This is a genomic window from Microcoleus vaginatus PCC 9802, from assembly GCA_022701275.1.
GTDB classification, from domain to species: Bacteria; Cyanobacteriota; Cyanobacteriia; order Cyanobacteriales; family Microcoleaceae; genus Microcoleus; species Microcoleus vaginatus_A.
Genome location: CP031740.1, coordinates 667,353 through 692,395, shown reverse-complemented (window position 1 = coordinate 692,395; position 25,043 = coordinate 667,353). Strand labels below are relative to the sequence as shown.

The following is a 25,043-nucleotide window of genomic DNA, read 5'->3' as shown; positions in this document are numbered from 1 at the left end:
ATGACGCGATTTATTCACGATCGCTTTGCCAAAGAATTTCTGGAAGAATTGCTGTCCCCGATCGGAACGGTGAATATCGGCCGCGATGTCACTTCCGAAGTCCGAGAAATCGATGTTTATTTCACTCCCAGCACCGCAATTCCCGAATACTCAGAAACCCTGGGATTGTTGGGAAAAATGGCAAGCACAACTGCAATTTTTGAACCGTTTCGCAATCCGGCCAACGTCAGCGAAATTTGTAGCTGTCTGGGCAAGTTATTGGACGTGCGAGGTGAATTGGAGCGAAAATTTAGAAGAGAAAATACTCGCTATGATGACGCTCAGTTACCCAAACTGTGGATTTTGATGCCCACAGCATCGAAAGCATTGGTAGATAGCTTTAATGCGATACCAGACACAGAGAATTGGATGCAGGGAATTTATTTTTTGGGTGAATCTTTGCGAACTGCAATTGTGGCGATTCACCAGTTGCCAGAAACTCCAGAAACTCTGTGGTTGAGGATTTTGGGCAAAGGGGGAGTGCAGCAAAGGGCTATTTCCCAATTAAGCGCTTTAGCAACAGACGATCCGTTGCGAATTATCGCGCTAGAATTGCTGTATCGGTTACAGTCAACTTTAGTAACCGATGCGCCACAAGAATTAGAGCCAGAAGAGCGGGAGTTAATTATGGCCATTGCACCACTTTTTCAAGAACAAATACAAGCCGCACAGCAACAAGCTAGAGAAGAAGGACTAGAACAAGGACTAGAACAAGGACTAGAACAAGGATTAGAACGAGGACTAGAACAAGGACTAGAACGAGGCAGACAAGAACAACAGCGCTTAATCTTAGAAAACTTTCTGCAAGTCAGATTTGGAGAAGTAAGCCCCAAAATGACGGTTTTTCTCTCTCCAATATCCAAGTTGGCGGCGGCGGAATTTACAGTGCTGTTGCTGGCAATATCGATGCTGACAGTCGATGAAGCTGGGCGGGAACAAGCAGTGAAGTTGTTAGCTGAAAGTGCGTTGCAAATGCGATCGCCTGAATTGGGCGATCTTCTGCCTACAGCCGTTACTAATTTATTGGTCTTGCCTGTGGCAGAATTGACATTGTTTGTAGAACAATTGCCACAGTTATCGGCTGAGGAATTAAGGGACAGGTTAGGAAAAACACCTGACTAAAACCTGCGATCGCAGCCATAAAGGGATCTCACTCTTTATGGCTGCGATCGTTCTCAAATAAAATTCCTAAATTCTGTCGATCGCACTTAGGAATTGGACTGCGCGGATAAAATCAAGTGCAGCAGACCGTCGATCAGTCGATCGCGCTCCATTGGGATAATATCTTTGCCGTGCATCATATGCTGCGTTAATTGGAAATATACCAGCGATCCAATAAAAATCCGCGCCGTTGCCTCCGGATCTGGCAATTTTAACTCTGGATGCGATGCGAAATATTGAGTAAGCCGCTCAATACCCGGTTTAGCTAAGTTTTTCACAAAAGTCTGCGCTAGCTGGGGAAAACGCCCTGACTCCGCAATCACTAACCTCACAAAATTGAGGAATTCAGGTTCCTGCGTCACCTGCTCTAATAGAGTTGTGGCAACGAATCGCAGCGCTACGGCCGGTTCTTCATCCAGAACTGTAAAATGGACTTTTTTTTGCGCCAGCCGCTGTACCAAGGCAACGAATAATCCTTCTTTATCTGCAAAATAGCTGTAAACCGTGGCTTTGGAAACTCCTCCCGTCTTCGCTACCTTGTCCATACTCGTCCCCGCGTAGCCGTGGGTTAAAAATTCTTGCATCGCACCTTGCAGGATTTGCTCGGTTTTGTCACTTGCTGCGGCGCTGTCTGGTTCGCTGGGTTTTGTCCTGGCCATCGCTTGTCTTTGTAATTCTTGCTTCGGGTCTTGACATCATTATACTGAACGGTTTAGTATTTAATTTAGAACTAAACCGTTTAGTTTTATCAACCTAAATGATGAGGTGTGTCATGGTACACCGAGCAACAGCCGACGGCTTATCCTCAAATCCATCCCTAGTTAAACAACTCCTAGCTGTGGCAGCAGTAGCAACCCTGGCGGCAGGGGGAACCACAGGGTACACCATCTGGCGATCGCGCATACCCGATCCCAACGCAGTAGCAGCAGCAGCCGCCGTCGCAGCATCCCAATTAACCCGAGTTACAGCCTTGGGGCGACTCGAACCCAGAGGAGAAGTAATTAAAGTCTCCGCCTCCGGTGCGGCGGAAGGGAACCGGATCGATCGACTCTTAGTTAAAGAGGGAGACAGGGTGAAAACAGGTCAGGCGATCGCAATTTTGGACAGTCGCGATCGCCTGCAAGCCGCCCTCGAACAAGCTCAAGAACAAGTGCGCGTCGCCGAGGCAAACCTAGCGAAAGTCAAAGCTGGAGCCAAAAACGGCGAAATCCAAGCCCAAAAAGCGACTATTAGCCGTTTATCCGCCGATCGCAGCAACGAGATCGCAGCGCAACAGGCGATCGTTGCGCGCCTAGAAGTCGATCGCAGCACCGAAATCGCAGCGCAAGAAGCCACAATTGCTCGCATCAGGGCCGAACAGCAAGGGGAAATTCAAACCCAAAAAGCCGCAATTGCCCGCCTACAAGCCGAACTCCGCAACGCCAGAAGCGAGGATCAGCGGTACTCGCAACTGTATCAACAAGGAGCAATCTCTGCTTCCACCAGCGACAGCAAAAGCCTCGCCGCCGAAACAACTCAACAGCAACTCAACGAAGGAAAGGCAAAACTGAATCAAATTCAGCAATCCCGCCAACAGCAGATTAACGAAGCCCAAGCCAAACTCAACCAAATTCAGCAATCCCGCCAACAACAAATTAACGAAGCGCAAGCCAAACTCAGCCAAATTCAGGAATCTCGACAACAGCAGATTAATGAAGCCGTGGCAAATCTCGATCGCATCGCCGAAGTGCGTCCCGTTGACATAGCAGCAGCCGCCGCCGAAGTCAGTTCCGCCACTTCAGCAGCCAAAGGCGCCAAAGCCAATCTGGATCTAGCTTACATCCGTGCTCCCAGAGACGCCCAAGTCCTGAAAATTCACACGCATCCGGGGGAAAGGGTAGGAAACGACGGCATTGTCGAACTGGGACAAACTCGCGAGATGCTAGCTGTTGCGGAAATCTACGAAAGCGATGTGGACAAAGTACGCCTCGGACAAACCGCCAAAATTACTAGCGATGCTTTGACCGGCGAATTGCGCGGAACTGTCGAACATATTGGTTTGCAAGTGCAGCGGCAAAACATTGTTAACACCGATCCTTCTGCGAATATTGATGGTCGAATTGTGGAAGTAAAAGTGCGTTTGGATGCACCTTCCAGCCAGAAAGTAGCGGGATTAACCAATTTGCAAGTCAAAGTGGCGATCGGGGAAATTAAAGATTAAGAAGACTTAAACCGCAGGGTCGCTTTCTTCAATCCAAAATCCAACATCTAAAATCTAAAATCCTATGATTGGACTCATCCAACCCTTACAACAATTAAGACGCAGAACTCCCCTCGGATGGCTGCAACTGAGTCACGACAAAGGGCGAATGCTGGTTGCAGTAGCAGGAATTGCCTTTGCTGACGTTTTGATGTTCATGCAGTTAGGCTTTCAAAATGCGCTTTACACCAGCAATACGCGGCTGCATCAAGCCTTGCAAACAGACTTAGTTTTGATTCACCCCCAAGCGCGAAATTTGATTAATTTGTCTTCCTTCCCCAGGCGCAGATTGTATCAAGCAATGAACGTACCGGGCGTGAAATCAGCCGAGCCGCTTTACGTGAAAATTGCTAACTGGAAAAATCCCGAAACTCGGCGCGAAACGTCGCTGATGGTGGTCGGTTTCAATCCGAATCAGCCTGCGTTTGCGCTTCCAGAAGTTAACCAAAATTTGAGCGCGATTAAATTGCCGGATACCGTGCTGTTCGATCGAGCTTCTAGGGGAGATTACCAAGGAACGATCGCGCAAATCGATCGAGGAAAAGCCGTTAAAGCTGAGGTCGAGCGACGCACGATTAACGTCAGCGGTTTATTCACAGTTGGAGCATCTTTTGCCGCCGACGGTATTTTGATGACTAGCGATCAAAATTACCTGCGCCTGTTTCCCAGACAAAACGCCGCGAGTGTCAATGCCGGATTAATTCAACTGCAACCGGGTGCTGACCCCGTGGAAGTTCAACAAGTTTTGAAATCATATTTACCGCCAGATGTCAAGGTACTAACCAAACAAGAATTTATCGATTTTGAGAAAAACTATTGGGCTAAGAATACTGCGATCGGCTTTGTGTTTAATTTAGGCGTCGCGATGGGTTTTGTAGTTGGTGTCATTATTGTTTATCAAGTTCTCTCAACCGATGTCAGCGACCACATGGGAGAATACGCTACTTTCAAAGCGATGGGCTACCGCAATGTTTATTTACTCGGCATCGTCTTTGAAGAAGCTCTAATTCTTTCTGTCCTCGGCTTTTTGCCCGGAGTAGGAGTCTCTCTCGGACTCTACTCTTTAACTCGCACAGCTACAAATTTACCCCTTTATATGACGCTGCTTAGAGCATTTATAGTATTACTTTTGAACGTGATTATGTGCACTATTTCTGGAGCAATTGCCACTCGGAAACTGCAAGCAGCCGATCCCGCAGATATGTTTTAAGGGAAAATGAATCAGTTTATAAGACTCGGCGGTTGAAACCTTTGTACACAAACGAAGTCCGCTTCCCCAGACTAAAGAATAAAGGGGGTATTAAAGCCAGATTTTGTATATAGCAATCATAAATGAGTCGTAAATTTTTTACCCCACCCCAGCCCTCCCCTTATCAAGGGGAGGGAGTAAGAAATTTACAAATGATTGAGGATTGCTATAAAGTCCTGATTACAGACCTATTTTTGGTAATCATTCTCTTGTTTTTTCTCTGCATTGTCTGCGACAAAAGCTATTTATTCTTTAATCTAAAACCTCAAACCAAAAAGTTATGAACTCTACTACTCTCTACCCAACTACCAACCCATTACAGATTCCTGCACCTGTAGTTTCCGCGCACCAACTCGACCACTACTTCGGTCAAGGTCAACTGCGAAAACAGGTACTTTTTGACATTAATCTCGACGTTGAGGCAGGTGAAATCGTGCTGATGACGGGACCTTCTGGTTCTGGAAAAACCACGCTTTTAACTTTGATTGGCGGGCTGAGATCCGGTCAATCAGGAAGTCTCAAAATTCTCGGTCAAGAAATGTGCAAAGCTAGTGCAGACCAATTGGTAAAGGCGCGGCGCAAAATAGGCTATATTTTTCAGGCGCACAACTTGCACCGCAGTTTGACGGCGCTGCAAAACGTGCAGATGGGTTTGGAAGTTCACGGGAATTTGTCGCGTTCTCAAATGCGCGATCGCTCTGCAAAAATGCTAGAGTTAGTAGGACTGGAACAGCGAATTAACTATTATCCAGAGGATTTGTCGGGAGGACAGAAACAAAGAGTTGCGATCGCCCGGGCTTTGGTCAGTCAACCGCAAATTGTTTTGGCTGATGAACCCACAGCCGCCCTGGACAGCAAATCCGGTCGCGAAGTCGTGAATTTGATGCAGCAACTAGCCAAAGAACAGGGTTGTACTATTTTGTTAGTAACCCACGATAACCGAATTTTGGATATTGCCGATCGCATCCTTCACATGGAAGATGGAAAATTAGCCTAATTTTTAAATTTCCGAAGAATAGACATCACCCATAACTCCCTCATTTTCAATTTGGATGTTAAAATTGAATCCAAAATTGCCAAACCCCAATCTAAACTCGTCCTGGGACTGTTCACTAATTACTAACAACCAATCCTGGGCGGTCAATCCCCAAATTTTTCTGATACATGGCTTCGAGTGTGGGCATCGACGATTCCACAGAACCACCATAACGGCGAAAAGATGGCCAGATGTAAGCGAGTTTTCTCACTGCTGACTCTAATCGACCCGCTTCTATATCTTCTAAGGCACCTTTTTCTCGGATTAACTCTATAGCCATCAAATCTTGATTTTCTGGGCTGAAATCGCGGACGCCAAATTTTTTGGCAAATCTGTCCCACGTGGTGCTGAGAAACTGATATCGCCCCGCTGCATCGGAACAGAGTTTTTTGCGGTAACGACGACCGCACCTCATTTGTCTGGGATGATCTTGAAAACTGACAAATTTCGTGCCGGTGTACTGGGTGCGGTAGCCGTCGGGGCTAGCGGTTCCTTCGGCGGCGGCTATGGTGTCGAGAAAGGCTTTGACTCGACGTTCGCGGCCGATGCTATCGAGTCTGCTATTCTGTTTGGGCTCTGGTGAATTCAGGGTTGCAGTTTTGGGTGATCGATCGCGCTCGATGTTATTCTCTCCTTTGTCTAGGGAATCGAGGGCGGCAACTTCCTGCAGGCGTTTCGGGGCGGGCGAGCTTCCTGCCGAGAGCGATTGTCCCCACAGCAGTCTCGGCGTCATTCGACCTAAGAAAAAGCACAAACAGATTAAGAAACCCCAAGAGAGTTGAAAACGAAGGCGTTTGGAGCGATTCCGGCGCAGAACCGGCCACCGATGAAGGGGGAGTGTTGCGGGCAAAATTTTCGTTTGCTGGCCGAAGGCGAACAGCGATTTCAGCGCTACCAAGGTTTGCTTGTAAAAACGTGGTGGAAGTTTCCGAGCTCTCATCGCTGCGGCGAAAGTCTCGACATCTGTCAGAGTAACTTGTGCCAGCGGTTTGGCAACAAACACTCGAAAATGGTTAGCCGCCTGCCAGCTAAAGTGCCGGTTGCGGGGGGATTGGCGCTTTACCCACAGGCGAATTAGCTCCATGTCTGACATAGGGAGCAGGTGGCGTCCCAGATGTTTTGATGCGTACAAGAGTACCTCCTGATATCACTTCTAGTTGAAGGTTCCCAGCTATAACGGATGAGTGAAACAGGGATCAAGGGAAACTGGCTTCAACTATACTAAGTGATACTACTAAGCGCTCACCGGGTCAAGCTCAAGGGCCGATTGTTGGAGCAGTTGAGTGTAAAGTTGACCCAGTTGGGAGGCGATACCGTCCCAACTGAAATGGGTTTCGACGCGCTGGCGGCCTGTGTGTCCGAGTTGCTGGCACCATACTGAGTCAAGTAACAAGCGATCGATCGCATCGGCAAAGACTGCTTCATTTTTCGGCGGCGCGAGCAAACCTGTTTGTTGGGGAACTACAGTATATTTGAGCCCTCCCACGGCGGAGGCGATTACGGGCGTGCCGCAGGCCATGGCTTCAATGGCGACTAAACCGAAGGGTTCGTAGTGGCTGGGAACGACGCAGACATCGGCGGCGGCGTAGTAGCCGGGGAGAATGTCTCTGCTCAAGGCGCCGGGAAAACTGGTAATGTCGCTCAACCCGAGTTCTTCAACGATGCGGCCGATACGATCGCGCTCTTTGCCATCGCTTTCCCCGGCACGCCAACCGCCGCCAATTATGAGTTTTAAATCGCCTTTGGGCACCGCCGACCGACTGACGGCGCGGACTAAGGTTTCGATGCCCTTGCGGCGGTCGAAACGGCCGACGTACAACACGACTTTGGTTTCGGGGGCTATTCCCAAGTGGCGGCGGGCGGTCGCTCGGGCGATCGAGCCGAACCGTTCAGTGTCGGTACCGCAGGGAATGATGTCAATATTGCCTTTTGAGGAAACCAGAGACCTCATGTGTTCTTTTTCTTGGGGACTGGTAGCCACTACGCGATCGGCTGTTTCCAAAAGTGTTTTTTCGACTTGCAGCCTGGTTTTGGCAATCATCGGAATTGTCGAAACCGACTTGTATTTAATTGCTGCCAAAGAATGGTAAGTATGAACTTGCAGCAGAGGTTGTGATTTTTTCAACTCCATTCCCACCCAAGAAGACAGCCAGTAATTTGTGTGAACTAACGAATATTGAAAGCCTGACTCTAACTGAAACTTCTGAAATTCTTGAACAAAAATTGGTAAATATCCATAAAGTTCGTCGCGGGGAATAAATTCTTGTGGCCCTGCTACTAGCCGAATGGTCCGGCAATTCGGACTGTGCTGTACAATTCTTGCTTGTTGGCGATCGGATGAGCGGGTGAACATATCAACTTGCCACCCCTGTTTAGCCAGAGCTTCCCCTACTTGACGCACGTAAACATTTTGCCCGCCCGCTTCTTCTTTGCCAATTTCCACAGCGGGATCACCGTGTACCGATATGAGAGCGATGCGTTTTTTAGTTAATGAAATCATGATTTCTTACCAAAAATTAAAAATATTTCAGGAGAAGATTGAAAGTGCAATTGTGGCTGCTGCGCCGGGACGGGAATCTTCTAGCTAATTTGTATTAAAGTGAAAATGCGGGATCGGGAAATCATCCTGAAGGGATAAGTTGCAGAGAAAAATTGACAAACGACTTCCTTCTGCTGGCAGAGACGTGCAGCAGCTCAAACTCTAGATAATCTAAATAGAAATGAATGAGGGTGAAGGGAATTTCCCGGATTCTGGTCGGTGTAAAACTCGAACCTGCTTTCAGCTTGGTGTTCGAGATGCGAGGTCAGTCGAAGGTATAATTTTTACTTCTCTGGATAAATAGGTAGGGATTTGGAGAAAGCAGAAGTAGGTCGCCCCGAAGACAGAATGTTACAGGGTCAGAGAAAAAAAAGCAAAATTATTGCATTGAAAATTTTTCTTTCTTTCCCCCTTCCGCTTTCTGCGTTTTTCCCTCTTCCTTCTGCGTTCTGCTTCTTACTTCTTATCTCAAACTAGGAATTCTGGTTTAACCTCAAATTTCCCGTTTGTGTAATGTTAAGAGTTCTTCCGAGGTTTGCGTGCGGAGGATTCTCCGTTTTCGCTGTTGGGGATATTGTTTCGCGAACCTTGCATTCTGGAGCCGTATCTGTTAGCCCAAACTTGGGTAAACTCGGCACCTAAGAACAGAATTTGAGCGGAATAATTAATCCAAAGCAGGATAATCACGAACGAGCCCGCAGCACCGTAGGTAGAGGCGATACCGCTACCTCCGAGGTAAACTCCAATTAGGGATTTGCCGATCGTAAACAGCACTGAGGTGATGGCGGCGCCGATCCAAACATCATTCCAGGCAAGATGGACATCGGGCAAAAGTTTGTAAATTAAGGCAAAAAGCAGCGTAACTACGCCAAAGGAGATACCAAAGTCTACAATCTGCCAAATGCCAACTGGTAATTGCAGCCAGTTGTTCAACCAATAGCTAACGGCGGCTAAAATGGCACTAATTACTAAAGATACTAGCAGTAGAAAGCCTATGCCTAAAATCATGGCAAAAGACAATACGCGATCTTGGAGGAATCCCCAGATGCCTCGTCCGGGGGGCGGTGAAACATTCCAAATAGTATTAAGGGCTTCTTTGAGATTAGTAAACACGTTGGAAGCGCCCCACAAAAGTGTAGCGACGCCGACTAAAGTAGCAATCATTCCCGACTTGGGTTCGGAGGCTTTGAGGATGAGTTCTTGGACAGTTTGGGCGCCATCTTTGCCAATTAAACTTTGGAGTTGGGCGACGATTTGACCTTGGGCTGCCTCTGCACCAAAGACTAAACCGACGATCGCAATTACGATAATTAGCAGCGGGGCCAGGGAGAAGACTGTGTAATAGGCTAGGGCGGCGGCTAAGGTTGGGGCTTTATCTTCTTGCCATTCAGTAAAAGTTTGTTTGAGCAGCGATATGACTGTTTTTAAGTTCACGGTCTTTGGTTTCCTTATACTTATCGTCCAAGGGATTCTAATAGGTTAATAGTTTTTTAGCCTCGGCCACAAGATAGATTTATCGATTAGCAAATTCGGAAGATTACTTTTATGTCAGATTCCCACACAACTGTTAACAACACCGATGTAAAATCGTCCAAAAAAACAATTTCTTGGGCGAAAATGAGCGCATTAGTAGCGGTGGTCAATTTCTTGCTGGTGCTTTTCCATTTCAGTTACCTTCAGTTGCGCCCTGTTTATCAGAGCTATTTTCCGGGTTTAGTTAAAATTTATGACCCCATTAAAGGCATTGATTCGAGTTTAGCTAATCCAGAATATTTGACAAGCGCTGACCAGTTTTGGCGAATAGATACGTTTTTTATTGGTTTTTTTGGGGCGGAATTTTTGATTAAAAGTCTGTTCCATACCCGCCGCAAACCGGGGGTAACTTGGTTTGATTTTGTGCTGAGGCGCTGGTATGAGGTGTTTCTGGTGATACCGATTTGGCAGGGGTGGCGGATTCTGCCGGTATTGGTGCGACTGCACAAGTCGGGTTTGGTGAATCTCGATCGCGCAGTTGCTCAAGTTACCTACGAACCGGTGGCTTATTTAGCCAATACGATGTCGGAATACATGATGGTGCGGTTTATCAATCAAGCTAAAAGTTCGATCAAACAGGGCGACGCGGCGCAGATGTTGCTGGCGCAGCAGCCTTACCTTCACGTCAATCAGGACAATACGATCGAACAAATTACCAAGCGGATTTTGGATCTGACAATTTACAAAGTTTTGCCACAGGTGCAACCGGATTTGGAAGAATTGCTGCACCACAATTTGGAAACAACAATCAAACAGTCGGATTTCTATCAAATTGTGCAAAATTTCTCTCCGATTAACATTTTGCCGACCGAGATGACCGAACAGCTAGCAAATTATTTGGCTCAAACTGCTGTGGATGTGGTATCTACTACTTATGAAGACGATAAAGGTCGAAAAATTCTAGATAATTTCAGCCAAGAATTTAATCAAAGTTTGCGGCGGGAATTGCAAGATGAGAAAACTCTCGGGGAATTGCAGTCGCTGGTGTCGGATTTGTTAGAAGAAGTGAAGTTGAATTACATTCAAGGCGGGTTGAAGTCCGATCCGGTGCAGACTTTTACGGAAATTAACTCGCTCCGGGGAGTAAGGGAGAGTTGATACAGCAATGAGTTCCGGTGTTGTGAATTAGATTTTTTTTTAACTCACATCTTGCATCATTGTCAAGAACAGGCAAGATGCCTGTTCCACAATAAAATTCATCTTTTGTGGAACAGGCATCTTGCCTGTTCCTAAACAAGTAATTGAGAATGGTACAATATCTCAGTTAAAACGAACCGCGAAGACGCCAAGGGCGCGAAGGAAGAGAAGAGAAAGAGTTTACCAGTTCTACGGGTAAGGTGCGCCTACGAATAAGGGTAGTGGGGATATCCGAAATCTCGCGGAATAATCCTATCTGAATCCCAAGCTAAAATAAAAGAATTAACCTAAAACATCTATCATATTAGATATCTATCTTGAACAACCTTACTTGCCTAGAAATAGAAGTCGCTCAAACAATGCTGAGATTAGCAATGTTGCTGGGCTTAACACTTTTAATCGCCTTTTTTGTGGCGTCAGAACTAGCATTAGTATCAGCCGATCGCCATCAAATCCGCCAACTTGCTCACGTGGACGATCACCCAACCGCTAAAACCGCCGAACTCGTCCACCAAGCTCAAAACAACATACCGCATTACCTGTCTGTGACTCAAACTGGCACCACAGCAGGGAGTTTGCTGTTGGGTTGGTTGGGTGAGGGAGCGACTGTACACTGGATCGAACCGTGGCTCGACAAATTGCCTATAGGTCATTTGTCGGCTGTGCTGACTGCTCATTCGATCGCAGTTCCCGCAGCTTTTATCTTAGTAACTTACGTAGAAATAGTCTTAGGAGAACTCATTCCCAAAGTATTAGCAACCCACGCCCCAGAACGCACCGCTTTGCTGCTGATGCCAGCCCTCGAACTCTGCTCAAAATTACTCTGGCCGCTGCTAGCAATTCTCAACGGTACCGTGCGGCTGCTGACTGGTTGGATTACCAGTAAAGAGTCTCAACCGCTGCTGCCACCTTCCGAGGCCACTCTCCTTCAAAAAGATGCTCATTCGGCACTGATTTCTGGCCTATGGGAAGTGACAGCAGTTAACGAAAAACTCGGGTTACACCTGCCGACTGACCAAGCTTACCAAACAATCGCCGGATTCGTGATCCACAATTTAGGTAAAATGCCCAATCAAGGCGATCGGCTATTGTGGGGCGAGTTAGAAATAGAAGCTGCAAATATAGTAGAAGGCAGTTTAGAAACAGTGCTACTACGTCAGGTAACTCGCCCCTTATTTGAGCCACAACATCCAGAACTTGTGTTAAATTGAGCCTAAATCAGGCTTAAATACTTCCTCGATCTATGTGTGTGAGGTTGTAATTAGTCGCTCAGTGCGACAACCTACCAGAAATCTGCAAATTGCATAAAGCACAGTTTATGAGGTGGATATGCTAAAAACACTTTGGGCTACTGTTCGACAAGGGAAAATTGAACTGCTGGAGTTATCAGAATTACCCGAAGGGGCAAAAGTATTAGTAACAGTTTTACCTGATGAAGAAGCTGAGTTTTGGCTTCAAGCCAGTCAAACATCACTAGATACAGTTTGGGATAATACTGAGGATGATGTCTATGCCCAGCTACTCTAAAAATGACATAATTTTGGTTAGATATCCCTTTTCAGACTTGTCTAGTTCTAAGGTAAGACCAGCAATTGTTGTGAGTGCGCCGCACGTATCTCAAGACATTATGATTGTGCCATTGACAAGCAAAACTGCATCGTTACTGGAGGGTGAGTTCGTACTTGCTGAATGGTCAACAGCAGGGTTAAATGTGGCTACAGCAGTCAAGCGAGGTTTGTATACAGTGCATGAAAGCTTGGTTCTAACGACAATTGGCAAATTAGCGGATTGTGATGCGGAGCAACTTGAGCAATCTCTTCGAGGTTGGTTAGGGTTGTAGTGCAGCTATACAGTATAATATTTCATGTTTGTCGGGTTTCGCATAAGGAGGGCGATCGCTTATTATTTGATAATCTCAACCTCTATTGTGTTACTTGCGTAAGTCCTAAAGTAATCCATGTCGCACAAAAAGTTTGCGAAAAAAATCTTCTACAACTTGCTTCCCGGAATCTCCTTGTAGCTCGAAACCACCAAAACGATACACTTCATATCCGCTCAACTTTAATTCACGATCGGCTGCAACCATCTCAGCATAGAGGCGAGGACTTGCTGTGTCCTTATTGGCATAATGCTGCTTACCATCAACTTCAATAACCACGCGCTGTGAGCTAGGTAATAGTAAGAGAAAATCCATACGCTGTCGGGGTAGCACTTTCTGCCCATTGCGCTCACTAACTGTGTAGGGGTCATAGTGCAAATAAATTTGAGGGATTAAAGCTGGTGGGTCCTGCATCAATGGATAGATTCTTTGAAAATAGCTATTAAACAATAAACGTTCAGGCTCAGACTCAAGTGAGTCACATAATCGCTCATATAAAGCTTTCTTCGTTTCACTACTAATAGGATCTGTGTTAGTGAGCGCTGCCCACCATTGGACTAAATTAGACCAGGATAAACCTGATGATGGTACTGATTCTTCATAAACTAAGCAGTTTTTTTCATTTCGAGTAATCTGAATATCATTATTCACAGCATCAACCAAGACAATCTCTGGCTTATGCCCGTTTGAAGCAAATATCAAATTCTTAACTCGACTAGGTACACCTCCTTGTAGCATAGTAGCTTTATAAACTGGACAACCAGACATCTGCTCTGTTGCATTTAGTCGATATCCATCATGGACTAAGTATGAATTGATGATCTCAGCGTACTCCGCTTGAGTCTCAGAATGTCGAACAATAGGGTGTATTACCTGCTCTAGGAAATGTAAAAAACGCTGATCTGGTAATTGAAGAATATCAAGACACCTGAAGAATAAATAGTCTTCCTCCCAATCATTGTTATTTACCATGTGTTGCCAGATATCACCAGCAGCATTTTCAAATCGACTATCTGTAGAGGGCATTTCTGACAAGTTCCAAGTCAGGTTTAAAAAATCAAAAAGTTCAAGCCTACCATAGATGTTCTTTCCTAAGAGAGCTTCAATAATATTTCGTCTAGTTAGTTCAGTAATCCGCATAATTCTAGGGAATGAATTTACAAAATATTTTATTATAACAAGTATAAAAATCAGCTCTCTCTAAAAAAAAAATATACAATACTTGAAAAAGTCTGTTTTACGATTAGCATCCTTACTGTTTGAGCGCTGAGGAGTGCCGTTAATCCCGCCATCAACCATTGCATTTGGGGTGGCCAGTGGAGCCAACTGACGATACCCCAGAGGAGTAGAATTACCAGCGTTGCCTTGAGCAGGCGATCGCCATAAATACGGACATCATTACTCGATCGATAAGTGCTGGTTCGCACTGTAGTCGCTACACCCTTGCCACCGTTAATCATTAATTAGAGATATTTTACCAGTAAACCCGATACAAACAGCGGCGGGATCGCACTTTTTCAAGCAACAGCAAGCTCGATCGCCCTTGAATCCCATTTCGATATCTTGTCGGGCGAGCCGCTGCCCGCCCTACGCCAGATCCGTTTACTTCACCGCAAGCTCGATCGCACCCCCAACCAACTGCTCGTAATCCGCCAACAACCACGGAGGCAAACAAGTATTCGCATCCTGAACCCGCAACTGTCCTAGGCGACAATACAGCATGGCGGCCAACAAATTATTAACAGCTTTAGGCGTTCCAAACCCTTTACTCAACTCAGCAACCAACGAGTTAAAAAACTCGCGATCGCTCTCATGCAGTGGCTCGTTAATAAACCCGCTGCCCAGCATTGCTTTGTAACCCTTGCCAAAATCGCTCCGGTACAAAAGTTCCAGTTGTTCTCCGGAAACGCTCAGCCACAAATCGGCAATTTGCTTGCGAATATGCCGCAAATCTGCTATTACCAATTCAGCCGTAGGGTCTATTTCATAGAGATTGACGGCAGCAGTTAATTGATTGAGAAACTGCGGCAGATAATCTTGTTTGACAAGTGTTGGTTCTGTTGTCACAAATGCGCTTTCAAACACCTTTTCGTAATCTTCAAGCAACCACTCCGGCAACCGGGTGCGAGCATCGGGAACCCGCATTTTTCCCGGAACAAAATACAGCATTGCCCCCAGGAGAGCATTGATAGCTTGAGGCTGGACCAACCCTTGGCTAATTTCAGTCAATTTCTGCAAAAACTGCTGTTCGGCTTCAGTCATCGATTCTGCTTGCAAGCCGCAGCTAAGTATTGCTTGATATCCCTTGCGAACTTCTCCTCGGTAAAAACTTTCGAGTTTCTCTGAAGGAACAGTCAGCCAAAAATCAGCCATTTGTTTTCTGATTTGGCGGAGTTCCAAAACTACCGATTCGTCAGACGGATCGATGCGGTAAAGATTGACGCATCCTAACAGTTGATTCGCAAATTGTGGCGATTGAATGTATTGAGCTAGCAAGTCAGAAGTTGAATCAGACTTGACGGCGGCTTCAGTCTCAAAAACTTGTTCGTAATCCCCAATTAACCAGTGCGGCAAACGGTTGCGAGCGTCGGGAATTCGCATGGTTCCCGGCGGGAAATACAGCATCGCGGCAAGCAAGGCGTTGACAGCTTTGGGATGCACTAATCCTTTGCTAATCTGGGTTAATTGCTGCAAAAATATTTGTTCGCTTTCGATCATCGGTTGACGTTGGAAACCGCTCTTGAGCAGGATTTGATAGCTGTTACCTGAAGCGCTTTTGTAGGCGGTTTCGAGGTTTTCGGCGGGAACGTTCAGCCAAAAATCAGCGATTTGTTTGCGGATTTGACGGAGTTCGGATATTGCTGAGATGTTTGAAGAGTTTCTTTGGTAAAGGTTGACGGCATTCGAGAGAAGATCGCCGACATCTGCCTGCTTGGGAATGGTATCCTGTAAGCTGCGGGATGCTTCCAGGTGGCTGGTTTGCCATTTACCAAAGAGTTCTTGGAATAATTTGCCGATCGCCCCCGAGTATGCAACACTGTCAAAACAAGCCGGATTAGCTTGCATTTTTTGCTGAATTTCCTGGCGATAGCGTTGCCGAAGTTCAGGATTAGTGCCGAGAGTAACTGCTAGCTGAATGTAAGATGCTTCACTATTGGCAATTAAATCTGGCATAGAGAGCGATCGTACCACGGCCGCCCCCATTCTCGATCGCAAAGTATCGCCATCCCTAACCACCGTTGGAAGTCCCACCTCTAACGGATCTACAAGAGAAGTAGTCCCCGCATAGGGATAGGAATCCAAATAAACATCCCCCAACTTCAGAACTTCTTTAACATCCGCACGGTTAGGAAAACTCTTCAACACCCGCAAACGATTACTCTCAATGCCATACTTAGCAAAAACGGCTTTCATATTATTCACAAAAGCCCCTCCAGGATAATGATTAGTCCAGCTAGGACCGAAGGGCATTAAAAACAGCACCGAATTAGGAACAGCAGCCATAATTTTTGCCCATGTTTCCCTTAACTCCGGCACTAGCTTATACAAATTAGCACTCGAAATAAAGACAACCGATTCCTCGGAAATCCCGATACTATTTCTGGTGAAATTAATGTTAGGAGTGTAAGGTTCGAGGGTATAGCTAAAACAGCAGCCAGGCCCGTCAATAGTTGCTAATTGCTCGCGATAATGCTCCTGTCCTTCAGGTGCAGGTTCCATCAACTTACCAGCAATGTAATAGTCAATGTGTCGCATTCCTGTGGTAATGGGAGAATTAAAACAGGTAGTTTGTACCCGCGCCAATCGATGCAGCGCCAGTAAACTAATCGGATGAGTAACCGCAGTAATATTGGTAGCAATCAGCAGAATATCTAAGTCATCAGCGCGGATTGTCTGAACTTGAGTTGGCAATTCATTAGACAGTTTAACCAGTCTGTCAGCGCGACTCTGACAATACTGTTCTAGTTTATTGCCGTCGAGATTGAGAGCGTATAAAATAATTTCAAATTGCTCTCGATTCAGATATTCAAAAGCTGGCAAGGTAGCGAAAGTTTCCGTCATAGCCCCGAAATGTTTAGTCAGGACACCAAGGCGAATTTTCGGCCTGTTCGCAGGTCTAGCCGGAAAAATGCAATCAATCGCAGCGCCACGATTTTTCAAGGTATATTCAATAATATCTGCCCGCTTTGTGTATATATCCTTGAGATTTTCACTATTAAAGTACAGAGGAATAAAGTTAGCGCTTTGGGTGAAGAACGAGGCGATTTCCTGCCACACTTGTGAGTTTTGGTTCTTGAAGATATTGCTATGCAAATAACTGACCCATCCCTGGGCATATCGGCAATAATTGTCAGCCTCTCCTATTTCTTGAAAGAGACTAGGCGCCGCAAACATGAATTTGAGATACTGGTTGACAAACCAATTAGGTATAACTGCATTTTCATAGTTCAGCAGTAACTGATCTGCACGACGATATAGGGCGGCTGCTAGTAGGTAGTTAATATCTTTGGGATTTTTAACTCCCTGGGAGAGATGCGATGCTAGTCGATCGATAACAATCTTTTCGGCATCTGTCAGCGCTTCATCTTTGATGTTACTGTTTAGCAGTAGCTGATGCGCCTTACCAGCATCACCGCCATAGGCATTTGCCAGTTGTTCAGCAGGCAGATTCAGCCAATAATTGGCAAGTTGCTGCCGGGATTGGCGGAGGTTAGCGAGGTTTACTTCATTAGCTTGGTCTTTTTGATACTCTCCCACATATTGGGACAGCAAAGTTAAAAATTGTTCGGGTTTGTTAAATTCCACTAATTCATTAGCTATTAAATTCCCGTGTTGCTGCAAAATCTGCTGTGACCAACGCACTTCTTCGGGTTTATAAAGTTGAGAGTGGAGGTAAATAATTGTGGCTCTCATTAAGTCTAATTGTGGGCGATCGCTAGCCATTTTTTGGGTTCTGCTAGATCCGTCGCCGTGCTGCCTGTAATAGAGGTAAGGCTTAGGTAATCGATCGCCTAACCAGCCTTTTTCATAGGCAGAAACCCAAAATTCCCAATCTTCGCATCCCAGCTTCATCACTTTTTTTAAGCCACCTACTTGCTCGTAAATCTCCCTTCTAAATAGGGAAGTAGCAGGGGCTTGATTGTCTCTCAAAAACCGATTGGCATCAAAGTCACCGTGAACAACTAAATCGCAATTTGCTCCGAAGTGCTGCACATCTGTATAGACAAAACCAACCTTTGGTTTTGCTAATAAAATTTCCACGCACTCCTCGATAAATTTGGGATGAAGTTTATCATCAGCATCTAGGAATAAAATAAACTTTCCTGACGACTGCTGAACGCCAACATTTCTCGAATCAGCGGGTCCCGTGTTGGATTTATCTATGAGGCGAAGCGATTTTTGAGGATACAGTTTAATTAAATAATTGGCGAAGTTGCTGGTATCATCAGTGCTGCCATCATTGACAATTATGCACTCCCAGTTTGGATAAGTTTGACGGATAACACTTTCAACAGTTTCTCTCAGTAAAGTTGCGTGATTGTAGCAGGGAATGATTACGCTGACGAGTGTTTCTGCGGAGGTGCGGTAGGGCATGGCATTTAGCTGTGATGGAGAGATTGAAACAGGTAATGTAGTGGCTGGTTTTACACCTCGGCGGGTGATCCCATATTGCTCCCATATTTGCCGAGTTTCTTGCTGCGATATTGGCGATGAATGTTCCAAACCTTGTTGATTTTCGCAGTACAAGCCGAGAAGTTCTGGCAAGTGCACAATATTTTCGCTTTTGCCAATCCGCAGCCAAAATTCGTAATCGCCAGCCGCCGTAAATTCGGTTCGGAAATAGCCGTATTTTTCGTGCAGCGATTTTCTCCACATCGGCTGGGGACCAATAATGCAGCGCCGTTCGAGTTCGCTGTAGTCAAAGGCTGGCCAATTCCAGCACTTTTCTGCTGGGGTTTTTGCAAAAGTATCGTTAGCTGTGCTGGTGATTAATTGGTCAGCATAAACCAGACTTACTGGGGCATTTTCATCCAAGTATTGCGCCATGATTTCTAGGGCATCGGGGCGGTGTCTGTCATCGGTATTAGCATTAGTCATGTAAGCTCCGCGCGACATCTTAATGCCTCGATTCCAGGCTGCATATAATGTCTCGCGGTCCGAAGTGCGATCGTACACAATATTCGGATATTTCGCTTGAAATTCCCGCACAACAGACTGTTCATTTTCTTGGGAACCGCTGTCAATTACTATGATTTCGAGTTGGTCTTGTTTGTACAGCGTTTGCTCTACCAAGTCCTGCAAGCACCCGCGGATAAATTTTTCGGAATTGTAAGTAGAAACGATCGCAGATACTTTAAAAGCGGAGGGGACAGGCTGGGAGTTCTCAGCATTCCCGAATTCCCCCTGCAAGCCTGCATCAGTTGGCTGTTGAACGGAAGCATTCTCCGAATGTGCGCGCTCAGCTACTTGAACCAAAACTGAGCTAACAATTGCAGCCATTTTCGACCAGGAAAACTTCTTAGCTTGCTCTAACCCCGCCGCAATTAATGAGTTGCGGACAGCGGGCTTCTGTATTTCCCGCAAAGCATTGACAAGCCCAATAACATCATCCCCATTTACATAAACCGCTGCTTGTCCTGCTACTTCTGGAATCGAACCGTTTGGACAGGTGATGACTGGACAACCGCAAGCCATTGCCTCAAGGACTGGCAACCCAAAGCCTTCATATTTCGACGGATAAACTAACACTGAAGCACCAGAATAAGCAGCTCTCAGTTCCGTGTCGCTTAGTTGCAGCGTGTGGACAGTATTCCCAGAACAGTACAATTTCAACTCTGGTTCTAATACAGGTTTGCCACCTGCACAGACTATATCAAAGTCAAACTTGTTGGCAAGTTGAGAAAAGGCTTTGAAGAATAATATCCCGTTCTTGTAACCATGCCAGCCTACCCTTTCGCCTACCAAAAGAAAATAGGGCTTGGTAATGCTGTATTTTGACTTAAAGCCTGAAACTTCTTCTCTATCGGCTGGCGAAAAATTGGCATCAATGCCACAGTGCGCTACAGCGATAGAATTTGAAGAAATCTGCGGAAAAACCTTAATTAAATCGCGGGCTGTATTTTCCGAAATGGTGATGTAAGCAGAGGCGTGGCGGATACCGCAATGCTTTTCTCTCCACTCGGGATGACCAATATTTTGTCCCATCAACTCTGGAATCATGTCATAGGCCATGAATACCGATGGCGTTGACAAAGGCGTTGTATAATAAGTAGAAATAAATAAATCTGCTTTTTCTTCATCGCAGATTTGTTGGAGCATCGCGCGATCGCGCTCGGTATTACCGTAATCATAAACGGGAATAGTTCTATAACGGATACCAGAAATTTTGGGGGCTGTTCCGTTTCGATCTAAAATGATAATATTTTGAGCCAACTTCGTATTTGCCCATTCTTGCCAGAGGGATTTCCAAACGCGAGCAATGCCTGTATTATTATGTTGAAAAAATACACCATCAATGACAACAGTCGGAGATTTTTGACTAGGGTTAACACCAAGTGAAGGTAAAGCAGACACAGTTTTAAAGTGCCAATTTTTTGTACTAATATCTCGTTGTGCAAGGGGTTCTACTCCACAAGCGATCGCGCTATTGACTTGACTCTCATCCTTAACCCAATCAAAGTATTGACGCAATAAGACAGGAAAGTGAGTCTGTTGTTGCAGAGTCAACCATTGAGAAGTCGCATTTTTATAACCATAATATTGCTCTTTAAAGCGCAATTGATTCGGGGTAACGTAGGCAAAATGTTGGAAAACTAACCCCTCTTTTTCGGTTTCTTGATGTCGAAAAGGATTAACAAACGCGACATCACGCCATTTACCGTTAGGTAAGGGTTCCGCTAATCTGGGCGGTTCATGGGTTGCCCATACCATACCTGGTTTAAAACGCCAAGTGCGTAGCCATTCATATTGAGGATTATTTGCATAACAATTACGAGTGCTAATAACTAAATTTTCCCCAACAAAATACCAACACCAATAAAAAGCCGCGGTTTTTTCAGGATGTTCAATAAACATCTGTCGAGTTTGGCAAATCTGCTCAAAAGTCCAGAGTTCATCTACATCAATTTGCCACAATAAACACTCTTCAGAAATCCGGGCAATAGGAGCATTTATCATTTCTCGTTTCCCTTCCCAAAATTCGCCTTCTGGCTTACGATAAATGCTAATATTTTGGGGATAAAGACGAGCCAGTTCCTCTAAATATTCGGTAGTCCCATCCAGGCTGCGCCCGTCGCGATGAACATCATCAGAAATGTTACCGCCCAGAGTTACACTCCAAGCCGTATCATGTTTTAAATCTGCCACCCCCTCGACAATATGCCAGTGCCATCGAAAGGGTAATTTTTTCAAGACATCAATATGATAACGGATGAACGGTTCACCATTGAGAACGATGGTAAAGAAATGAAGGGGAAGTGATGGAAATGCAATATAATTTTCATAGAAAGCATTAGAGTTGACAACTGCTCGACCAATCGCACCCGTTTTTTCTATACAATGACACTCATAACCATTGGCCATGAGTAAATCAAAAGTTTCTTTGGCGGTGTGCTGCATTCCCTCTAACATTTTTTGAGATATTTCAAATTGAATAAACTCAATTGCTTTTCTTGCTAAAAGATTCAGGCAACCATTAAGAACATCACTTTCAGCTCCTTCTACATCGATTTTTAAGTAATCTATTTTCTCAATATTATGTTTTTGACAAAATGAATCAACTGTAATCGCGCTAACGGTTTCGCTTTTTACAATAGGTACATATTCCTGGGGATTTTCTGGATTTTCCATCTGCGGTCTGCCGATGCTGTTCCAAACCGAAAACTCATCAGGAAATTCATTAAATTCAATCAGTTTGTTCTCGGAAAATACTGCATTCTGAAACAGGAAAATATTCTGATTATTTTCTGTTCGTTGTTTGAGCCTATTAAAAGTAGTTGAAGTCGGCTCAAATGAATATACTTTTCCTTCAGCTCCGACTAAATTACTAAACAAAAGAGAATAGTTACCAATATTGGCTCCAATATCGAAAACAGTCATCCCTTGACGAACTAATCTTTGTACAAGCCGTTGTTCGATTTGTTCTTCATTAAACGCAAATTTTTCTTTCTGGAAAATGGCATAACCATTTCGCAGATGAAGATTATGCAATAAGAGTTTATAATTAGGATCTTTGAGAAGTTTATGGTAATTTTTATGGTTTTTAAAGGTATTAATATCATCTAGCAATATAAATTTAGCCCCATAGACTTCATCTAATTCCGCTTCCCCGGTAAATTCAGAACCATCTATTAAGACCACATCAAAAAAAAGGATTTTATTTTCTGATTTTATTTGCTTAATTCCTACCTGAGATACTCCAGAATCTTGAAGATATTTTAGGTCTTGTTTGAGCCAATCTAATACTCGTTCTATGGGGTATTGATTCAGTGCTGTTTGGTAAGAATTATAAAAATCAATAACTTCTTTTTCTTGAGCAAATTTATTCATTCCTACTGAGGAAACATTATAACATTTTACAAAACCATCGTTAGCATATCTCTTTTGTAATTCGGTAAATCTTGCCTGGGAGATTTCCATGCAAAAAAGTTGAGGATGATGGGGATTTTCTCTAATTCCTGTGACAAATGCTTCTGTACTTCCCTCGCCAGAAGATGACCCTATTTCTAAAATGGTTTGGATATCTTCTTCTTGGGCTATTTGTTTAATAGCCTGAGAAAATTGATCGTACTTAATTTCTGCGGGAATGATTTTATTAATTTCTGAAGTCATGATCCAATTTTCTCCTTAATTCATTGTGTTATTAATCTGGGAATGCGTTTTCTAAAAAAAACCCTGAAGTTAAATTTAGTTACGAAAGAAAGCCGATTTTTGAGATCCGACTATTGGGGTAAATGACGATTTTTGGTAAACACACTTGGTTTCTGGCTCAGTCCTACTTTACCTTACTTAACAGTTTAAGAGAACTTAGGCGTAACTACCAAAGAAACCGGGTTTTTCACTTTAATTAAAGACTCAAGTGCAGTATTTCCGTCAACAAACCCGGTTTCTGCATGGCTATTTAACCGAAAAAGGGATTAACGCGATCGCCACCAGTTTTGATAATCTTGACAAATTATGCCTTATAGTGTAAGAGGATACCCAAAAATTAGGACAACACCCGAATCTCCTGACGCCGCCCAGGGCAGTTCCGTTCCCGCGACCTCAGACCGCCACAGCATGGCCGGGATTCCTCACCACACAAAAACAAGTTACAATTACGTTAAGATTGATGAACATAAATAAAAATTCCCAAATCACAGGGACTAAAAATTAGGAGGATCGACCTCGGTGAATAAACGCTGGAGAAACGCTGGCCTGTACGCACTGCTGGCTATTGTAGTCATTGCCTTAGCAACGGCTTTTTTTGACAAACAGCCCCCAAGCCGCGAAGTTTGGAAGTACAGTCAATTCATTCAGGAAGTCGAAGGCAAGAGAGTAGACAAAATAAATATCAGTTCCGATCGCAGCAAAGCCTTGGTCACAGCCCAGGACGGCAACAAGGTACTCGTTAACCTGCCCAACGACCCCGAACTGATCAACATCCTGACCAAAAATAACGTAGATATTTCTGTTCTGCCCCAAAGCGACGAAGGCTTCTGGGTAAAAGCCCTCAGCAGCCTGTTCTTCCCGATTCTGCTTTTGGTCGGACTGTTTTTCCTGGTGCGGCGCGCGCAAAACGGGCCCGGCAACCAAGCCATGAACTTCGGCAAATCCAAAGCTAGAGTCCAAATGGAGCCACAAACTCAGGTGACTTTCGGCGACGTGGCCGGCATCGAACAAGCCAAGCTAGAGCTCGCAGAAGTCGTGGACTTCCTGAAAAATGCAGACCGCTTCACCGCAGTGGGAGCAAAAATCCCCAAAGGCGTGCTGCTGGTCGGCCCTCCCGGAACTGGCAAAACCCTGCTGGCAAAAGCAGTGGCTGGAGAAGCAGGCGTTCCCTTCTTCTCGATTTCCGGTTCAGAATTTGTGGAAATGTTCGTGGGTGTCGGTGCTTCCCGCGTCCGCGACTTGTTTGAACAAGCTAAATCGAACGCTCCTTGTATCGTATTTATCGATGAAATTGACGCCGTAGGCCGCCAGCGGGGCGCTGGTTTGGGCGGTGGTAACGACGAACGCGAACAAACCCTGAACCAGTTGCTGACCGAAATGGACGGCTTTGAGGGTAATACTGGCATCATTTTGATTGCTGCCACGAACCGCCCCGATGTGCTCGATGCGGCGCTGCTGCGTCCGGGTCGTTTTGACCGCCAAGTTGTGGTCGATCGCCCCGACTTCGGAGGCCGCCTAGAAATTCTCAACGTTCACGCCCGCGGCAAAACTTTGTCGAAAGACGTGGACTTGGAAAAAATCGCCCGCCGGACACCCGGTTTCACAGGTGCGGATTTGTCCAACCTACTCAACGAAGCAGCAATTTTAGCCGCCCGTCGCAACTTGACCGAAGTCTCGATGGATGAAGTCAACGATGCGATCGACCGCGTGCTCGCAGGCCCGGAAAAGAAAGACCGCGTGATGAGCGAAAAGCGCAAAACTTTGGTAGCTTACCACGAAGCCGGTCACGCTTTAGTCGGCGCGCTGATGCCCGATTATGACCCCGTGCAGAAAATTAGCATTATCCCCCGCGGCCGCGCTGGCGGTTTGACTTGGTTCACACCAAGCGAAGATCGGATGGATTCTGGCTTGTATTCTCGGTCTTACTTGCAAAATCAAATGGCCGTAGCTTTGGGCGGCCGCATTGCTGAAGAGATTGTCTTCGGCGAAGAAGAAGTAACAACCGGTGCGTCGAACGACTTGCAGCAAGTGGCAAGAGTAGCGCGCCAAATGGTGACTCGCTTCGGAATGAGCGATCGGCTAGGCCCTGTAGCTCTCGGTCGCCAACAAGGCAATATGTTCATGGGTCGCGATATCATGGCCGAACGCGATTTCTCGGAAGAAACCGCAGCGACGATCGACGATGAAGTGCGTTTGTTGGTAGAGCAAGCTTATCGTCGCGCTAAAGATGTACTCGTCGGCAACCGCCATGTCCTTAATGCTTTGGCAGATATGCTAGTTGAAAAGGAAACTGTGGATGCGGATGAATTGCAAAATTTGTTAGCTAATAGCGATGTGAAAATGGCGACTATCGCCTAATCA

General features: G+C 45.5%; 17 protein-coding genes. 10 read left to right on the top strand and 7 right to left on the bottom strand.

Going from position 1 to position 25,043, the window contains the following annotated elements:
- The gene (locus D0A34_02875) at nt 1-1,161 is read left to right on the top strand and encodes a flagellar assembly protein H (protein UNU17947.1); all 1,161 of its coding nucleotides are present in this window, start codon (nt 1-3) and stop codon (nt 1,159-1,161) included.
- A gap of 86 nt (nt 1,162-1,247) precedes the next feature.
- On the opposite strand, the gene D0A34_02870 is transcribed toward D0A34_02875, so the two are convergent.
- A complete protein-coding gene (locus D0A34_02870; protein UNU17946.1) occupies nt 1,248-1,859 on the bottom strand; it encodes a TetR/AcrR family transcriptional regulator in 612 nt (203 codons plus the stop codon).
- A gap of 113 nt (nt 1,860-1,972) precedes the next feature.
- Between D0A34_02870 and D0A34_02865 the strand changes: the two genes are divergently transcribed.
- From D0A34_02865 to D0A34_02850, 4 genes are all read left to right on the top strand, one after another.
- Entirely contained in the window at nt 1,973-3,400 is a 1,428-nt protein-coding gene (locus tag D0A34_02865) for a biotin/lipoyl-binding protein (protein ID UNU17945.1), read from the top strand.
- Nucleotides 3,401-3,464: 64 nt separating this feature from the next.
- Nucleotides 3,465-4,649 (top strand): ABC transporter permease, encoded by a 1,185-nt coding sequence (locus tag D0A34_02860; GenBank protein UNU17944.1) that lies wholly within the window; start codon nt 3,465-3,467, stop codon nt 4,647-4,649.
- Nucleotides 4,650-4,771: 122 nt separating this feature from the next.
- On the top strand, nt 4,772-4,972 hold the full coding sequence (locus tag D0A34_02855; GenBank protein ID UNU17943.1) for a hypothetical protein: 201 nt from the start codon (nt 4,772-4,774) through the stop codon (nt 4,970-4,972).
- Nucleotides 4,969-5,685, top strand: a complete 717-nt coding sequence (locus tag D0A34_02850; protein UNU17942.1) for an ATP-binding cassette domain-containing protein — start codon at nt 4,969-4,971, stop codon at nt 5,683-5,685. Before D0A34_02855 ends, D0A34_02850 begins: the two co-directional genes overlap by 4 nt.
- Nucleotides 5,686-5,800: 115 nt before the next feature.
- Here the strand turns inward: D0A34_02850 and D0A34_02845 are convergent, their stop codons facing one another.
- The 3 genes from D0A34_02845 to D0A34_02835 form a co-directional block, all read right to left on the bottom strand.
- Nucleotides 5,801-6,817, bottom strand: coding sequence for a glycoside hydrolase family 24 (locus D0A34_02845; GenBank protein UNU17941.1), 1,017 nt, complete (start codon nt 6,815-6,817; stop codon nt 5,801-5,803).
- A 141-nt stretch (nt 6,818-6,958) separates the two neighbouring features.
- On the bottom strand, nt 6,959-8,224 hold the full coding sequence (locus tag D0A34_02840) for a glycosyltransferase family 1 protein (protein ID UNU17940.1): 1,266 nt from the start codon (nt 8,222-8,224) through the stop codon (nt 6,959-6,961).
- A 555-nt stretch (nt 8,225-8,779) separates the two neighbouring features.
- On the bottom strand, nt 8,780-9,697 hold the full coding sequence (locus D0A34_02835) for a YihY/virulence factor BrkB family protein (GenBank protein UNU17939.1): 918 nt from the start codon (nt 9,695-9,697) through the stop codon (nt 8,780-8,782).
- Nucleotides 9,698-9,808: 111 nt separating this feature from the next.
- On the opposite strand from D0A34_02835, the gene D0A34_02830 reads away from it, so the two are divergent.
- From D0A34_02830 to D0A34_02815, 4 genes are all read left to right on the top strand, one after another.
- Nucleotides 9,809-10,894 (top strand): hypothetical protein, encoded by a 1,086-nt coding sequence (locus D0A34_02830; GenBank protein ID UNU17938.1) that lies wholly within the window; start codon nt 9,809-9,811, stop codon nt 10,892-10,894.
- A gap of 398 nt (nt 10,895-11,292) precedes the next feature.
- Nucleotides 11,293-12,144 carry a DUF21 domain-containing protein gene (locus D0A34_02825; GenBank protein UNU17937.1) on the top strand — a complete coding sequence of 284 codons (852 nt, stop codon included), beginning with the start codon at nt 11,293-11,295 and terminating at the stop codon, nt 12,142-12,144.
- A 118-nt stretch (nt 12,145-12,262) separates the two neighbouring features.
- Nucleotides 12,263-12,460: a hypothetical protein gene (locus D0A34_02820; GenBank protein ID UNU17936.1), complete on the top strand. Its 198-nt coding sequence runs from the start codon at nt 12,263-12,265 to the stop codon at nt 12,458-12,460.
- Entirely contained in the window at nt 12,444-12,773 is a 330-nt protein-coding gene (locus tag D0A34_02815) for a MazF family transcriptional regulator (GenBank protein ID UNU17935.1), read from the top strand. The genes D0A34_02820 and D0A34_02815 overlap by 17 nt, the downstream gene beginning before the upstream one ends.
- Nucleotides 12,774-12,878: 105 nt before the next feature.
- Here D0A34_02815 and D0A34_02810 read toward each other — a convergent pair whose 3' ends face one another.
- The 3 genes from D0A34_02810 to D0A34_02800 all read right to left on the bottom strand — a co-directional run bounded on the left by D0A34_02810 (nt 12,879) and on the right by D0A34_02800 (nt 22,643).
- On the bottom strand, nt 12,879-13,952 hold the full coding sequence (locus D0A34_02810; GenBank protein UNU17934.1) for a hypothetical protein: 1,074 nt from the start codon (nt 13,950-13,952) through the stop codon (nt 12,879-12,881).
- A 50-nt stretch (nt 13,953-14,002) separates the two neighbouring features.
- A complete protein-coding gene (locus D0A34_02805; protein UNU17933.1) occupies nt 14,003-14,272 on the bottom strand; it encodes a hypothetical protein in 270 nt (89 codons plus the stop codon).
- A gap of 142 nt (nt 14,273-14,414) precedes the next feature.
- On the bottom strand, nt 14,415-22,643 hold the full coding sequence (locus D0A34_02800) for an FkbM family methyltransferase (GenBank protein ID UNU17932.1): 8,229 nt from the start codon (nt 22,641-22,643) through the stop codon (nt 14,415-14,417).
- Between the two features lie 558 nt (nt 22,644-23,201).
- Between D0A34_02800 and D0A34_02795 the strand changes: the two genes are divergently transcribed.
- Nucleotides 23,202-25,040 (top strand): ATP-dependent metallopeptidase FtsH/Yme1/Tma family protein, encoded by a 1,839-nt coding sequence (locus tag D0A34_02795; GenBank protein ID UNU17931.1) that lies wholly within the window; start codon nt 23,202-23,204, stop codon nt 25,038-25,040.
- Nucleotides 25,041-25,043: the final 3 nt, after the last annotated feature.

Excerpts from the sequence above, each read along its gene's own strand:
- D0A34_02870 (UNU17946.1), bottom strand. The coding sequence starts at position 1,859 with ATGGCCAGGACAAAACCCAGCGAACCAGACAGCGCCGCAGCAAGTGAC.
- D0A34_02825 (UNU17937.1), top strand. The coding sequence starts at position 11,293 with ATGCTGAGATTAGCAATGTTGCTGGGCTTAACACTTTTAATCGCCTTT.
- D0A34_02840 (UNU17940.1), bottom strand. The coding sequence starts at position 8,224 with ATGATTTCATTAACTAAAAAACGCATCGCTCTCATATCGGTACACGGT.
- D0A34_02820 (UNU17936.1), top strand. The coding sequence starts at position 12,263 with ATGCTAAAAACACTTTGGGCTACTGTTCGACAAGGGAAAATTGAACTG.
- D0A34_02815 (UNU17935.1), top strand. The coding sequence starts at position 12,444 with ATGCCCAGCTACTCTAAAAATGACATAATTTTGGTTAGATATCCCTTT.
- D0A34_02855 (UNU17943.1), top strand. The coding sequence starts at position 4,772 with ATGAGTCGTAAATTTTTTACCCCACCCCAGCCCTCCCCTTATCAAGGG.
- D0A34_02810 (UNU17934.1), bottom strand. The coding sequence starts at position 13,952 with ATGCGGATTACTGAACTAACTAGACGAAATATTATTGAAGCTCTCTTA.
- D0A34_02875 (UNU17947.1), top strand. The coding sequence starts at position 1 with ATGACGCGATTTATTCACGATCGCTTTGCCAAAGAATTTCTGGAAGAA.
- D0A34_02805 (UNU17933.1), bottom strand. The coding sequence starts at position 14,272 with ATGATTAACGGTGGCAAGGGTGTAGCGACTACAGTGCGAACCAGCACT.
- D0A34_02860 (UNU17944.1), top strand. The coding sequence starts at position 3,465 with ATGATTGGACTCATCCAACCCTTACAACAATTAAGACGCAGAACTCCC.
- D0A34_02845 (UNU17941.1), bottom strand. The coding sequence starts at position 6,817 with ATGTCAGACATGGAGCTAATTCGCCTGTGGGTAAAGCGCCAATCCCCC.
- D0A34_02850 (UNU17942.1), top strand. The coding sequence starts at position 4,969 with ATGAACTCTACTACTCTCTACCCAACTACCAACCCATTACAGATTCCT.
- D0A34_02830 (UNU17938.1), top strand. The coding sequence starts at position 9,809 with ATGTCAGATTCCCACACAACTGTTAACAACACCGATGTAAAATCGTCC.
- D0A34_02800 (UNU17932.1), bottom strand. The coding sequence starts at position 22,643 with ATGACTTCAGAAATTAATAAAATCATTCCCGCAGAAATTAAGTACGAT.
- D0A34_02865 (UNU17945.1), top strand. The coding sequence starts at position 1,973 with ATGGTACACCGAGCAACAGCCGACGGCTTATCCTCAAATCCATCCCTA.